Origin of the sequence: Pseudomonas sp. 2995-3, assembly GCF_002742565.1 — a bacterium.
Lineage (GTDB): Bacteria > Pseudomonadota > Gammaproteobacteria > Pseudomonadales > Pseudomonadaceae > Aquipseudomonas > Aquipseudomonas edaphica.
On the sequence record NZ_LJSB01000038.1, the window covers coordinates 79,497 to 93,850 of the forward strand.

Genomic DNA, 14,354 nt, shown 5'->3' on the forward strand with positions numbered 1-14,354 from the left:
AGTCAGGCCCTTTCCTGCTTGCCCGCGTCCATGTCCGTGCTACCCCAGGGCCGCCAGTCATCGGTATGCCGTTCACTGCCATGGGGGCCGCTGGAGCTGGTGCCGCCGGCCAGGAATTTTTCCCACAAGTTCTTGCTGTCGGGGTCGCTGTCCTTGTGCAGGTAGGGCGCCAGCCGCGTCAGGGAGCTGCCTTTTTTGTCTTCGGTTTCCTTGAAGTGTTTCCATTCGTCCGACTGGTACTCGAACATCGATTTGTCGTCCGGCGTGTCGCGACCGCCGTACATATAGGTGGCATAACGCGCGTATTCGAGCTTGTCGCCCCAGTCGTCCCTGGTCACGCCGGCAGCGGCGAGGTCTTTGAAGAACTTGCCTTGGGAGTCGGTGAGCTTTTGCATTTTGGCATGCTCGACCGCCTCTGCGATCAAGGTGCCTGCCACCCCGAAGATCACACCGGCCACGGCGAAAACCGGGCCAGCAATACGGGCGCCGATGGCGAGCCCGCGTACCACGGTGGCGGCAACATCACCGGCCAGTTTGCCAGCCAGGTGAGCGCCTTTGGGGGCGAACATCGCGATGGTATTGGCAATGGCCATACCGGTACCGGATGCACCCCCGCCCAGGGTGAAGGCTGCGTCGGTTTTTTCCAGTGCGGTCTTGGCATTTTTGAGTTTGCGTGCGCCGGAAACGATGTCCATCACCCCGCCGGTCAAATCCAGGCCGGCACCGCCCATAAAGCGCAGGAACGAGCGCCCGGAGGCGATCGCAATCTCGGATTTTGACGCCGGAGAACCTTTGCCGGGAATGTCCTTGACGCCCATGTGTTCGCCAAGGGACTTGGCGGCGTTGTCGTACTCCTTGACCTCATCGGCCGACAGGTTGCCCACGTCGAGTTTCTTGAGGGTTTCGGACGACTCTTTAACCTGGGTGCTGATGGAGGCAGCCAGTGCGTCGGATTTTTCGGTGGCTTTCTTGCCCCAGATATCCGGCAGGTTCTCGTCGATCAGCCCCAGCCATTCAGTGGCTTTGATTTTTGCCGGGCCTTTGCCGTCTTTATCCACGTCAGGTTCATAGGGTTTAGTGCCTCCCAGGGTTTCCACAATGTTCGAACCGAACTTGAGGAAGTCGTTAGTAAAGCTCAAGCCGGCGACCAGGTCTTTGGCGGCGGCGATTTTCTGGTCGTCGGTCATGTTGCCGCCGCCATTGGCGAGCTGCAGGGCGCCGCTGACCAGGTTCATGGTGCCCGCCATGGCACTCAGCCCGCCGGTGGAACTGGCGGTGTGCAACACTGTCTTCAGGGAGCCGGCGGCCGCCTCGCGTTTGTCGCCCAAGCCCTTCAACTGGGTGTCGACCACCTTGTCGATGGCTTTCGGGTCGCCGCTGGCGGCTGCGAGACGAATGGCCGCTGCGATCTGTTTGTTTTCGGCCGGCGTCAGCCCTTTGATATGGCCGTCGAGGATGTCGATCTCATCCTTCATCTTTTTGTACATGTCGTAGGTTTTGTCGCCCTTGTCCAGGCCACCGAGGACGGCGTTGATACCGCCCTTGATCATCGTGAACGAGGCTTTCAACCCACTTTCGGCATTTTCCGGCGAAACCTTGTCGGGGTTCTCCATGTAGGTGTTGAGCTGGTGCGTCATCATGTTCTGGTCAAATGTCTGACGGCGTGCGGTGTAACTGTCCGGTTCGAGGATGCGCAGCGATTCAAAATAACGGTCTACGTCTAACTCGGCCATTTCGGATTTCTTTGGGTCGCCCGAGTCATTCATGGCAATTACATAGTCTTCGAAGTTCAAGTTGGCATCACGCGTGCCGTCTTTGAACAATGCCGGGAACACTTGCTCGCGAACTTCATTCAAACGATCTTCCGACAAGCTGCCGACACTTTTCTTAAGTTCTGAATCGTAACGGTCTTTAATGCCTTCTTTGCCCATGAGTGTGGAGATTTCTTTGGCGAGTTTGTCCTCGTCGACCATCTCCTTGACGTCCTTGCCGTTCAACTTAGTCGGGGTCTTATCCGTTTCACGGTAAGTGCCGCTGCCCAGGTTGATACTCTCGGCGTAGCCGTACAGGTCATAGCCACTGTCGAGTGCGGCCTGGGCGTCCATCAGCTTGACGATCTTGGCTTCATCCGAGTCCTCGGTCAGCTTGCCGCTCTTGATGTCATCGCGGATGCCCTGCACAAAGTTCTCGGCCGTCTGGCCGCCCACGGTTTTGTCGTTGGGCAGCTCCATGTCCATCAGCCCTTCGGCGCCGAAGGTGGGGATGTTGTATTTGTCGCGCAGGGCCTGCACGTCCTGTGGCTCATCGGGTGGCGCGGCCTTGTCGGTGTGCGTCGCGTCCTTGACGTGCATCAGGTCGCCCTTGAGGCTTGAGTAGCCGTACTTGCCGAAATCCTGCAAGCGGCCGGCCTCGGTGCCGTGCCGGGCTTCTTTGTCTTTGGTGAAGCCATCAATGCTGTCGTTGTCTTTGTTACGCGCGTCATAACCGGTCAGCAACTTGCCGTTTTCATCGATGCTCACTACATGTTCCAACACCTGGGTGGCGCGGTACGCGGCGTCGGCGTCGGTCTCGAAGTCGCCCACTTGCTTCTTGAGGTTGTCCTTCACATCGCTCTGGTTTCCGAGGTTTTTCAGCAGGGGCGTGGCGTCGATAATCTCCTTGGCCGAACGCGTGTCACCGTCGGGGCGTTTCTGTTTGTCGCCCAGGTCCGACTTGACCACTTCGCCGCGCAGGCTCGAATACCCATACTTGCCAAAGTCCTGCAAACGGCCCGCCTCGGTGCCATGCCGGGCTTCGCCGTCCTTGGTGAAGCCGTCGATGCTGTGGTTGCCGACCTCCTTGCCATCGGTGAGCTTGCCGTCTTCGTCGATGTATTCCACGTGCTCCAGCACCTTGGAGGCGCGATAGGCGGCATCCGCATCTTTATCAAAATCACCGACCTGCTTTTTAAGGTTGTCCTTCACCCCGCTTTGATTGCCCAGTTGGGCAAGCAGGGGCGTGTCATCGATGATTTGCTGGGCCGAGCGGGTGTCACCTTCGGGGCGTTTCTGGCTTTTGCCCAACTCGTCTTTGGGCGCGGCGGCGGCTTTTTTTACGGACTTTTCCCAGGCAGCGACAGAGCTCTTATTAGTGACCGCGGCGTCCTTTGGGGTCGTTTCTACCTTCGCTACCATGGTTATTCTCCTGATGTAAGTGTGGCCCGGCTATTTTTAAAGCGCGCAGGGCCGTACAACTTCCTGGTTAACTACCCGAGGCTGTTTATTTGATAAAAAGAGGGCGGCCTTAGTTGGTTGGCCGCTGTGTATGAATGCTGTGAATCGCAACGTCACGGAACTACGTTACGGAACTTAGCACGGAGTTTTGGCTGATTCGCAACGCCTTCACAACAATTCACAACGCCAAGGTGATTTCGGAACATTTATGCAGTAAGGCCGGTGCCCGAAAAAAAGCCCGGTGGGCACGGTGCGCTTGCGCTAGAGCGTGGCGAGGCAAGTGTGGGCGCGCCAACAACGGCATTTAACCGTTCATCAGGTTGGAACAATCGAGCCTCAGCCTTGAGCGATGGGCGCTGCTGGGTGGTGCGGGAAAAAGTGAGACAAAAAATCTCACGCGTGAGCTATTGAGCCTGGCGGAAATTGCCTGTAGATTTTCTCACGCGTGAGATTTTCACAACGAGGCCAGTACCATGAAAAGCAGCTCTCCATCGAGCCCGCCCGCAGAGCCCGATACCGATTCAGCAAGCCGCAAGGGAGAGCGCTTGAAACCGCCGGTTAAAAAACCGTCGAGCTTTTACATGAAGCAGATGCGCGCGGGGCTGGCGGCCGCCGGTTATGTGAAACACGAGACTTGGGTGCTTCCCGAAAACCGAAGCCTGCTCAAGCAAATGGAGAAACAGCTTCGCCAACCGATTCTGGCTGGCTCATTCATGTCGGAGAATTTCATGAGCGCAGGTACCAACTGGAACATCGACCGCCTCTTCAGCGCGCTGCAAGCCCTGGACGAAGTGGTCGCCAAAGACATTACGCTTTCTCTGGTTCAAGGTTCCGAGTCCAGCATTAAACTGGAAATGAACGACTTCGGGGGCTTGCCGATTTACATCGCGGTGGTGGGCGAGCAGATCATCGTCGATACCGTGCTGGTCGACGTCGAGTCCATCAACGACGTAACCGCCTTCAATGACGCCGTGCTGCGCAGCCGGGAGATGTTCCCGTTGTCGTCGATCGGTATCGAGTCCATGCCGAACGGGCAGGTTGTTTACAACATGTTTGGTGCGCTGAGTTCCGACTCCAGCCTGACCAACATCGTGACCGAGGTGAAAACCCTGGTCGATAACGTGCAGCGCGCCAGCGAAGCCTTCGAACGTTTCTTCAATTAAGTATTCGGGAGTATCCAATGACTCAGTCCATCTGGAGCAAATTGTTCACCGCGCTGCGTGGCGGTGCCAGCGAAGTCGGCGAATCGATCGTCGACCAACAGGCCCTGCGCATCCTTGATCAAGAAATTCGCGACGCCGACACAGCATTGGCCAACGCCAAGCGTGAGCTGGTGAGCATCATGGCCAAGCACAAGCTGGCAGCGGACCGCGTAGGCGAGTACGACGCCAAGATCAAAGACCTGGAATCCAAGGCGATGGCCGCTATCCAGGCCAACCGTGAAGACCTGGCCCTGGAAGTGGCCGAAGCCATTTCGACCCTGACCAACGAGCGCGACGCCGAGCAAAAGCAGACCGCCGAGTTCGGTGGCTACGCCGACAGCATGCGCAAGGACATCACCAAGGCCGAAAGCCGGATCAAAAGCCTGCGCCAGCAAGTGGACATGGCCAAGGCCCGCGAAAGCGTGCAAAAGGCCCAGGTCAGCGCGTCCGTCGCCAGCGGCGGCGCCAACGGCAAGCTGGAGACTGCGGTGGGTACGCTTAACCGCCTGCAAGCCAAGCAGCAGCAACGTGCCGCTGAGCTGCAAGCCCAGGATGAACTGGCCGAGGCATCGACCGGTACTGACCTGGAACGCAAACTGCGCGAAGCCGGCATCACGCCGGACACCGGCAGCGCTAATGCGATTCTGGAGCGTCTGAAGCAAAAGTCGGCCGAGTAGCGCTGCCACTGCCCGACCCGTGGCGAGGGAGCTTGCTCCCGCTGGACTGCGTAGCAGTCCCATTTTTAGGGCCGCTGCGCAGCCCAGCGGGAGCAAGCTCCCTCGCCACAGTGACCGTGTTCTTTCTAAGCGGGCGGGCATTGACTGTGCCCTTTTTACGTCGAGGTCAGGATGGACGCCCTGAAGGGTTTCAAGACAATCGCAGGCCTGGCCGTGTTCATGGTCGCGCTGCAACTGCTCAATGTCGCCACCGGTTACAGCCTCATGGCATTCGGTCTGATCCCGAGGACCGTGCAGGGCCTGTTCGGCATCCTCACCTCACCGTTTCTGCACGCCTCCTTTGCCCACCTGGGCGCAAACCTGATTGCGTTTGTAGTGCTGGGCACCCTGGTCATGGCTGAAGGGCTCAACCGTTTCATAACCGTCAGCGCGATTATTATCCTGCTGGGCGGTTCGCTGGTCTGGCTGTTCGGGTTTACCGGCGTACACGTCGGTGCCAGCGGCTGGGTCTTTGGGCTATGGGCCTACCTCTTGTCGCGCGCCTGGTTCCACAGGAGCTGGAGCAACCTGTTAGTCGCCGGTGTGGTGGCGGTGTTTTATGGCGGGTTGATCATGGGGTTTGTGCCGCGCCAGGGGATTTCCTTCGAAGGGCATCTGTTTGGTGCGCTCGCCGGCTTTATTGCTGCCAAGGTACTTCTCTCAACACCGCGCAGCAGGTTTAATGCCGGGTGAACGCACTTGCGCCTACCGACGCTGAGGCGATGGCGTCAGGAATCAAGTACCCAGGGAGTCAGGGGCGACATGTCGAATTTTCTTGTGTGGCGCTCGGGCGTCATCTTCCGCTTTTATTGTTTCTCATCTATTCCCTTCTCTATCGCTTCCACCCACCTCAAGGAACTCTCCAATGGGATGGTTTAAACAGTTGATGGGGCTTGAGGCCCCACAAACGAATGCCGAGTCAATATCGCCGCTGCCGACCACCGGCCCGCTAGGCCTGGCGCCCGGCAAAGGCGTGATGTTCGACACCACCCTGAAATTGTTGCTCGATGGGAAAACCTCGGTGGTGATCCCCGGCTCCCAGGAAGTCTGGGCCAACGGCACCGTTGACCTCGGGCAATCGACCTGGCTGTCGCGCTACTACATGAACGACGAAGATTACTGGCTGCAAGTACACACCACCGGCGAAGTCGCCGGGCAGGTCGAGTCGGTGATCCTGTTCAATTACTTGAGCTACGTCACCCTCAGCAGCGAAGCGGAACTGCGCAGGCTGGCAGGCCCACAAAGCCTGATCGGGCTACCGACTTACACCCACAACGGCGTCGAATACACCCGTGTGTGGGGCAGCGAAGCCGGCCAGACCGAACTGGTGGCGATGAGCGAGCGCGTGATAAACCCGGAAGACGCCTATAACGTCGAGCACCGTTCGATGCTGTACGCCCGTGACACCGGCCTGACCGATCGCCGCGAGTTCCTGCTGTTTTCCGTCGAAGAAGATGCCGAGGGTGGCATCAGCCTGAGCACGTCGCTGGGCATTTCGCTGTACACAACCGACCTGACTGCGCTCTAAAAAAGGAAGCCATCCATGCTAGAAGCTCTCTCCATCTCCCTGAACAAAGCGGCTGTGCTCGGCTTTGTCATCTACATCCTGGGGGCTGCGGTGCTGTTCGCGCTGTTCCAGTTCATCTACACCCGCATCACTCCGCACAAGGAGTTCGAACTGATCCGCGCCGGCAACGTTTCGGCTTCGGTCGCCCTGGGCGGCGCGATCATTGGCTTCGCTATTCCGGCCAGCAACGTGATTGCCTACTCCATCAGCCTGCTGGATTTTGTCGTCTGGTCGGTGATCGCCGCCGTCGTCCAGTTGCTGGCGTTTCTGCTGACCAGCCTGGTGCTCAAAGGCACGTCCGAGCGCATCAAGAATGGCGAAGTTGCGGCCGGCATCTACGTGGCCGCCGTGGCTATCAGCGTCGGCATGCTGAACGCCGCGTGCATGACGCCCACCCAGTACTGATTGCGCACGGAGCTCTCGATGAAACGAAGCAAATACGTCCAGCTGTCGCTGGCAGCGTCGGTCGCCATGGCGATATCCGGCTGCGGGCCGACCGAAAAAACCTACGATTTGCAGAAGAAGTACAACTTCCAGTCGGTACAGCAGTGCGCCGATGAAAAGCTGCCGGTCGACGTCTGCTCCGACGCCTACATGACCGCTATGGCCGAGCACCGCCGCATCGCGCCGGTGTACGACAGCCAGACCGATTGCGATGCCGACTTTGTCGCCGACTGGTGCCAGCAAGACTCCTCCGGCAAGTTCATCCCAAGGCTGGGCGGTTTCGAACTGACCGCCGAAGGCCAGGTGACCCAATCCCAGGTCGATGCGGCCAATGCCCAAGTCGCCGGTTCGCAAGCCAACAGCGGTGGCTCAGGTTTCTCCACCAGCAGCCTGCTGACCGGCCTGTTGATCGGCAACATGCTCAGCAACAATCGCAACAGCTACCGCTCCGAGCCGGTGTACCGCTACCGCGATGATCGTGGCAATTACGGCAACTCGACGCTCAACCAGCGTGTCTCCAACGGGGCGACCTTTGGCCGTTCCAACCAGGCCCGATATGGCAGCAGCAATTACTCCAACACGCTGCGCTCCTCCAGCAAACCGGTGAACGTTGCGTCGTCCACCTCCCGTGGCGGTTTTGGCAGCAAAGCCAGCGCCCGTAGCGGCTGGGGCGGCGGCGGGTCGAGCAGTTAAGGAAGCCAGGCCATGAAGAAGATCCACTGCGCAGAACGTCATGACTGGAAACAGACCGCCGACAGCCTCGGCTTCCTGTTCCACACCATCGACGGCGAACCCTACTGGGATGAAAGCGCGTACTACCAGTTCACGCTCCAGCAAATTGAGCGCGACCTCGAAGACCCGACCACCGAGATCCATGACATGTGCATGGACCTCGTGGCCCGCGTGGTGCAGAACGAGGAACTGTTGGAACGCCTGAGCATTCCCGCGCCGTTCTTCGACATGATCCGCACCTCATGGCTCGAAGGCCACCCGCACCTGTACGGGCGCATGGACTTCTCCTACAACGGCAGCGGCCCAGCCAAACTGCTCGAGCTCAACTACGACACACCCACCAGCCTCTACGAAGCGGCGGCGTTTCAATGGGGCTGGCTCGAGCAATGCATCGAACGCGGCCTGCTACCCAAGCACGCCGACCAGTTCAACAGCATCGACACCAAGCTGCATCAAGCCTTCGCCCAATTGCAGCTCAACCAGCCGTTCTACTTCGCCTCGATGAAAGACTCGATCGAAGACAAAGGCACCACCGACTACCTGCGCCTGGTCGCCGAAAAAGTTGGTATCGAATCCCGCCACATCGATATCGAAGACATCGGCCTCACCAGCGAAGGCCGCTTCGTCGACCTTGAGGATCGCTGGATTCCCCACCTGTTCAAACTGCACGCCTGGGAGTTCATCTTCCACGAACCCTTCGGTGCGGCGATTGCCCAGAGCGACACCCAGTTCTTCGAGCCCGCGTGGAAAGCCATCCTCTCCAACAAAGGCATCCTGCCGCTGCTGTGGGAGTTCAATAAAGGCCACCCGAACCTGCTTGCCTCCCACCTGGACCCCGACCCCGGCAAAGCCGTGCCAAAGGGCTGGGTGCGCAAACCGTTCTTCTCCCGCGAAGGCGCCAACATCGAACTGCAAACCGACGACGGCCTGATCGTAAAAGAAGACGGCCCCTACACGGACGCGCCGTTTATCCTTCAAGAATTTGCGCCGCTGCCGAGGTTTGGCGACAGCTACACACTGATCGGCTCCTGGGTCATCGCTGACCAAGCCGCAGGCATCGGCGTGCGCGAAGACAACAGCCTGATCACCAAGGACTCAAGCCGGTTTCTACCGCACCTGATTCTCGACTGAGCCACCCCAATTGCAACGCAGCAAAGACCAATTGTGGGAGCGGGCTTGCCCGCGATGACGGTATGTCAGCCACCGAATGTAGTGACTGATTCACCGCCATCGCGGGCAAGCCCGCTCCCACAGGTTAAAGCCGCTCAACCTCACCCCTGACGCGCTGCCAGCACCGAATAGCTGTTCATCAAGTTCCGATAGTTAGGAATCCGCTGCGACAACAAATTCCCCAGCCCCTCGATATCGTTGCGCCAGTCACCCTGCAACTCACACGCCACCGAAAACCAATTCATCATCTGCGCCCCCGCTTGCACCATCCGGCTCCACGCCGCCTGCTGCACCGTCGTATTAAACGTGCCCGACGCATCCGTCACCACAAACACCTCAAACCCCTCCGCCAGCGCCGACAACGTCGGGAACGTCACACACACATCCGTCACCACACCCGCAATGACAATCTGCTTACGCCCAGTCGCCTTGACCGCCTTGACGAAATCCTCGTTGTCCCACGCATTGATCTGACCAGGGCGAGCGATATACGGCGCCTGCGGGAACATCTCCTTCAACTCCGGCACCAACGGGCCGTTGGGGCCTTGCTCGAAGCTGGTGGTGAGGATGGTCGGCAAGTTGAAGAACTTGGCGACGTCCGCCAGGGCCAGCACGTTGTTCTTGAACTCGTTGGGGGAGAAGTCCTGTACCAGCGAGATCAGGCCGGTTTGGTGGTCGATCAGCAGAACAATGGCGTCGTCTTTGTTCAAGCGGCTAAGGGTTGGCGTGCTCATGGTTGAAGTCCTTTTTTTATTGGGTTGGTTTGGCGTTGCGTTCAACATGGGCACAGATTAATGGGTGGGTTGGACGTGATAAATCGGCTGGCATGTGTCTTACCGTCAACTTAAAAAGGACAATCAAACTGACGGAACAAACACGGGGACTTTTTGGCCGCTCGGCGTGGGCGCAAACGCCACCTTGAGCCGTTGCCCGATGCACAAGCGGTGCGCAGCCTCACACTGGATGACCGACAATATCGTTGGCCCTTCGTCGAGCGTCACGTAGGCAATGCAATGCACGTCGTCTGCGCGCCCGCTATAGCTGAAGCTGTACAAGGTGGCGCCACCGCTGGCGACGATCCAATCGGTTGCGGTGCTGCCGGTGAACGGGCTGTGATCGCGGGGGTAGTAGTAGGCCTTGCCGGTGTCCAGGCAACGGCGTAGCAACAGTTGGTCTTGATTGACGGCAGCCCAGAAGGGCGCACTTTCCGCGGTGATGTGCGGTGAGGTCAGTAGCATATCAAAGGCGCTCCAGTATGAGTGTGGCGCTGCCGTGGCGTGAACCCAGCAGGCCGCCGGTGCCGTGGGCCAGAGCCAGTGCGCAATGAGGCCGTTGAACGGCCGGGTGTGCTTCGCCGCGCAACTGGCGCACAGCCTCGATCAGCCTGGCCATGCCGCCGCGATGGCCGGGGTGGTTATTGCACAGGCCGCCGCCGTCAGTGTTTACCGCCAAGGGGCCGACACCGCTGATCAACTTGCCGTCGCTGACAAAGGCGCCGCCCTGGCCAGGGGCGCAAAAACCGAGGTTTTCCAGCTGGATCAATACGGTGATGGTGAAGCTGTCGTACAGCGAGGCGTAGTCAATATCGCCAGGTGTGAGGCGCGCCTCGCCGAATGCATCGGCGCCGGATTGCGCGCCACCTGAGGTCAGCAGGTCGAAGTAACCGCCGTTCAGATGGTTAATCGCATAGCCCGAACCGATAGGCGTAATCAGCGGCCGTTTGAGCGAGCGGGCAATGGCCGGATGTGCCAGCACCAGGGCGCCGCCGCCGTCGCTGATCACGCAGCAGTCCAAGCGCCGCAAAGGGGCGGCGACCCAGGGTGAACTCAGAACGTCTTCCACCGTCACCACATTGCGCAACATGGCCTGCGGGTTGTGCTGGGCATGGTGCGACGCCGCGACTTTTATCCAGGCCAATTGCTCGGCCGTGGTGCCGTGTTCGTACTGATGGCGCATGGCGCACATCGCGTAGCGGTTGACCACGGCAGCGCCATAGGGCGTTTCAAACGGTGCTTCACAGGCGCTGTACGCTGGGTCTAATGCGCTGCTTTGCGGACGTTGGCGCTCGGCACGCGGGCGCCCGGCCTGGGTGATCAAGGCGACACGGCAGCGCCCATCGGCGATGGCGCGTGTAGCCTGGGCGACTTGATGCATGTAGGACGAGCCCCAACTTTCCGTCGTATCCAGGTGCCGTGGCTGGATACCCAGGTACTCGACCATGGAGAACGGCCCTACGCCTGGCGCTCCCCAGCCCGGTACATCGCTGGCGCAGAAATAGCCGTCGACATCACTGAGGCTCAGCCCCGCATCCTCCAGTGCGCCGCGTGCCACATCGGCATGCAACTGCGCCAGGGAGCGGTCCGTGGCGTGGCGGGTAGGGTGTTCATAGGCACCCACGATATAAGCTTTACCCCTCATGGCTGACGGCTCCGGGCGGCGTATTCGATAAAGAACTCAAGCGCCTGCGGGTCACGCATGGCGCTGGGGTTGGCGACTTTCTGCGGGTCGTGTCCCATCAGGATCCGGCGTACCGGCACTTCCATTTTTTTCCCGGTGAGGGTGGTGGGAATCAGCGGTACAGCCAGGATGCAGTCCGGCACATGCCGAGGTGTGCACGCCAGGCGCAGGCAGTCGTTCACGCGTTGCTGCAAAGGCTCATCCAACACCGCGTCGGCACGCAGCTGTACAAACAGCGGCATAAAGAAACCGCCCTCGGGCAAATCAAGGTTAACGATCAGTGCATCCTCGATTTCTGCGATGTGCTCCAGCGCCCGGTAAATCTCTGCCGTGCCGATCCGCACGCCAAAGCGGTTCAGCGTCGCATCGGAACGCCCCAGCACCTGGCAGCCGCCGCGAGCATTGAGCAAAAAGAAATCCCCATGGCGCCACACGCCCGGCCACGGCTGAAAGTAGCTGTCGCGATAGCGCTCGCCCGTGGGGTCATTCCAGAAATACACCGGCATCGACGGCATGGGCGACCTCACCACCAGCTCGCCGACTTGATCGATCACCGGTTGGCCGTGCGCATCAAACGCATGGGCATCCACCCCCAGGGCGCGCGCCTGGATCTCGCCGGCATACACCGGCAAGGTCGGTACGCCACTGACCAAACCGGTGCAGATATCCGTACCGCCGCTGCCCGTGTTGACCCACACTGCCGTGTTCAGGTTGCGGTAAAACCATGCATTACATTGCGGTGAAACCGGCGACCCCACCGGCATTACCGTGCGCAGTGCGTGCAGGTCAAAACGCTCGCCGGGCACCACGCCCTCGCGTTGCATCAGTTCAATGTAGGTGGGGCTGGTGCCGAAAAAACTCGCGCGGCTGTCTTGCAGGATTTGCCACAGCGCATCGGTGCCTGGCCAGGTGGGATGGCCGTCGTAAAGCACCGGGCGTACACCGCAGAGCAAGGCACTGAACAAGGTGTTCCACATCATCCAGCCGGTGGTGGTGAAAATGAAGGCGGTGTCACCCGCACGAAAATCCAGGTGCAGATGCAGTGCTTTGAGCTGTTCCAGCAGAACCCCGCCATGGCTGTGAACGATGGCTTTGGGCACCCCCGTGGTGCCGGACGAGAACAGTACCCATAACGGATGATCGAAGGGGACTTGCTCGCACTGGAAATCGGCGGCGGGCACGCTGGGGCGCAGGCGCAAGCTGTGCCAGTCGATGGCGTTAGGCAGCGTCAATGGCTCATCAGCAAACAGCGCCGGCAGCACAATCACCTGTTGGATACTGCCCAACTCGCCGACGATCTGCCGGACCTGGGCGCGCCGGTCAAACACCTTGCCGCCATACCGGTAACCGTCCACCGCCAACAGCACTTTCGGCGCTAATTGCCGCACCCGATCCAGCACACCCTCGCTGCCGAAATCCGGCGAGCAACTGGCCCAGATCGCACCGATGGCTGCGCAGGCACATAGCGCAATCATCGCCTCGGGAATGTTTGGCAGGTAAGCCACCACGCGATCACCGGGCACTACGCCGAGCTCTCGCAGATAGCTGGCGAGCGTGCGTACCTGGTCGCAGAACTCGACCCATGGCAAGCCCTGCAACGCAGCGGATTCGCTCAGGTAGAGCAGCGCATCGCCTTGCCGTTCGTTGCGCAAAATGTGTTCGGCAAAATTCAGCTGCGCGCCGGGAAACCACTCAGTACCCGGCATCCTACGATCACCCAGCACCGCGTGGTAGGGGCTACTGGTCTGCACCTTGAAGTGGTCCCAGATCGATTGCCAGAAAGCGTCCAGATCATCGACCGACCACTGCCATAGCCCGTGGTAGTCGACAAAACTCAGCCCGCGCTCGCGTTTGAGCCAAGCCAGGTAATGCGTGAGGCGGGTAGTTTGGATATGTTCAGGGGAGGGCTGCCAAAGCCGTTGGCCCTGGACCACTTCGTTGAATGCAGTCGCCACGATTAAAGACCTCTGACGTTTTTGTTTTTAGGGTCATGGGGTATTCATGCGTGACGGACTGTAGCGATAAATTGTACGACGTACAATTGATGGGCTTTCTGATTATGTTGTGCGATTTTTCAGCGACGCGATGCCAGGGTTTCCAGGCCGCAGAGGAAGGTGTCGACATAAAACGCAAAGCTCTCATGCAGCGGCGCGTGCACACCATTTTGCCAGCGCAGGCTGAAACCTCGGTTGCTGAGCTGGTCCATGTTCTGCGCAAGGGTCGGGTGCTGCTCGGCGTCAACGGCCTGCAGGCTTTCCTGTACTTGCTGCTGCCACGCCTCGGTGTTCTCCGGCAGCGGGGCGAACTCCAAGGTGGTGAAACCGGCAAGGGCGGCGATAAACGTGTTGTAGGCGCCAGCCAATGAAGGCCCGCTGAAACCCGCTTGCTGCAACGCTGCCAATACGCCTTCCACCAACTTGAAGTCGGTGCGGGTGTTGGAGACCAGTTGCGCACCGAGTAACGGCGCCACATTCGGGTGCTGGTGAACAGCGTTATGGCAATTAACCAGAGTGGCGCGAAGGTAGTCCTGCCAGCGCTCCTGAGGCTGCGGTGCCACCTGTTCGAGGACTTTGGCCAACACTTCGCTCAACAGCAATTCACGTGACGAGACGTACCAGTAAATGGCCGTGGGGTACACGCCCAGGCTATTTGCCAAGTTGCGCAGGCTGCATTTTTCCAGGCCTTCGCGGTCGATCAATGCCAATGCGGCGGCGATAATCGTGTCTTTATTCAGTTGGTTTTGCGGGTCTTCGCCAACGGTTTTTTTACGCCTGCCTCGTGGGTTTGCGGTTTTGCTGGTCATGGACGTTGTTCCGGTTGAGCGACGGCGAAAGGATAGCCGGTCGTCGATTCG

At 59.5% G+C, this 14,354-nt stretch carries 13 protein-coding genes; 7 read left to right on the forward strand and 6 right to left on the reverse strand.

The window, feature by feature from the left end; translation table 11 throughout:
• Positions 1 to 2: 2 nt before the first annotated feature.
• The gene (locus AOA62_RS00600; RefSeq protein WP_099547564.1) at positions 3 to 3,173 is read right to left on the reverse strand and encodes a hypothetical protein; all 3,171 of its coding nucleotides are present in this window, start codon (positions 3,171 to 3,173) and stop codon (positions 3 to 5) included.
• A 620-nt stretch (positions 3,174 to 3,793) separates the two neighbouring features.
• Between AOA62_RS00600 and AOA62_RS00605 the strand changes: the two genes are divergently transcribed.
• The 7 genes from AOA62_RS00605 to AOA62_RS00635 all read left to right on the forward strand — a co-directional run bounded on the left by AOA62_RS00605 (position 3,794) and on the right by AOA62_RS00635 (position 9,004).
• Positions 3,794 to 4,375, forward strand: a complete 582-nt coding sequence (locus AOA62_RS00605; RefSeq protein WP_032865490.1) for a YjfI family protein — start codon at positions 3,794 to 3,796, stop codon at positions 4,373 to 4,375.
• Between the two features lie 17 nt (positions 4,376 to 4,392).
• A complete protein-coding gene (locus AOA62_RS00610) occupies positions 4,393 to 5,091 on the forward strand; it encodes a PspA/IM30 family protein (RefSeq protein WP_017136010.1) in 699 nt (232 codons plus the stop codon).
• A 171-nt stretch (positions 5,092 to 5,262) separates the two neighbouring features.
• Positions 5,263 to 5,823: a rhomboid family intramembrane serine protease gene (locus AOA62_RS00615; RefSeq protein WP_099547565.1), complete on the forward strand. Its 561-nt coding sequence runs from the start codon at positions 5,263 to 5,265 to the stop codon at positions 5,821 to 5,823.
• Positions 5,824 to 5,995: 172 nt separating this feature from the next.
• The gene (locus tag AOA62_RS00620) at positions 5,996 to 6,658 is read left to right on the forward strand and encodes a DUF2491 family protein (RefSeq protein ID WP_099547566.1); all 663 of its coding nucleotides are present in this window, start codon (positions 5,996 to 5,998) and stop codon (positions 6,656 to 6,658) included.
• A 15-nt stretch (positions 6,659 to 6,673) separates the two neighbouring features.
• Positions 6,674 to 7,102 (forward strand): DUF350 domain-containing protein, encoded by a 429-nt coding sequence (locus AOA62_RS00625; RefSeq protein WP_017136013.1) that lies wholly within the window; start codon positions 6,674 to 6,676, stop codon positions 7,100 to 7,102.
• Between the two features lie 18 nt (positions 7,103 to 7,120).
• Entirely contained in the window at positions 7,121 to 7,834 is a 714-nt protein-coding gene (locus AOA62_RS00630; protein ID WP_017136014.1) for a DUF1190 domain-containing protein, read from the forward strand.
• Positions 7,835 to 7,846: 12 nt separating this feature from the next.
• Positions 7,847 to 9,004, forward strand: coding sequence for a glutathionylspermidine synthase family protein (locus tag AOA62_RS00635; RefSeq protein ID WP_099547567.1), 1,158 nt, complete (start codon positions 7,847 to 7,849; stop codon positions 9,002 to 9,004).
• A 140-nt stretch (positions 9,005 to 9,144) separates the two neighbouring features.
• On the opposite strand, the gene ycaC is transcribed toward AOA62_RS00635, so the two are convergent.
• The 5 genes from ycaC to AOA62_RS00660 form a co-directional block, all read right to left on the reverse strand.
• Positions 9,145 to 9,777 carry an isochorismate family cysteine hydrolase YcaC gene (gene ycaC / locus AOA62_RS00640; protein ID WP_099547568.1) on the reverse strand — a complete coding sequence of 211 codons (633 nt, stop codon included), beginning with the start codon at positions 9,775 to 9,777 and terminating at the stop codon, positions 9,145 to 9,147.
• Positions 9,778 to 9,900: 123 nt separating this feature from the next.
• Positions 9,901 to 10,281 carry a Zn-ribbon domain-containing OB-fold protein gene (locus AOA62_RS00645; protein ID WP_099547569.1) on the reverse strand — a complete coding sequence of 127 codons (381 nt, stop codon included), beginning with the start codon at positions 10,279 to 10,281 and terminating at the stop codon, positions 9,901 to 9,903.
• A 1-nt stretch (position 10,282) separates the two neighbouring features.
• Positions 10,283 to 11,461, reverse strand: a complete 1,179-nt coding sequence (locus tag AOA62_RS00650) for a thiolase domain-containing protein (RefSeq protein WP_099547570.1) — start codon at positions 11,459 to 11,461, stop codon at positions 10,283 to 10,285.
• Positions 11,458 to 13,455 (reverse strand): acetoacetate--CoA ligase, encoded by a 1,998-nt coding sequence (locus AOA62_RS00655; RefSeq protein WP_099547571.1) that lies wholly within the window; start codon positions 13,453 to 13,455, stop codon positions 11,458 to 11,460. Before AOA62_RS00655 ends, AOA62_RS00650 begins: the two co-directional genes overlap by 4 nt.
• 119 nt (positions 13,456 to 13,574) lie before the next feature.
• Entirely contained in the window at positions 13,575 to 14,303 is a 729-nt protein-coding gene (locus AOA62_RS00660; RefSeq protein ID WP_099547572.1) for a TetR family transcriptional regulator, read from the reverse strand.
• Between the last annotated feature and the right edge of the window lie 51 nt (positions 14,304 to 14,354).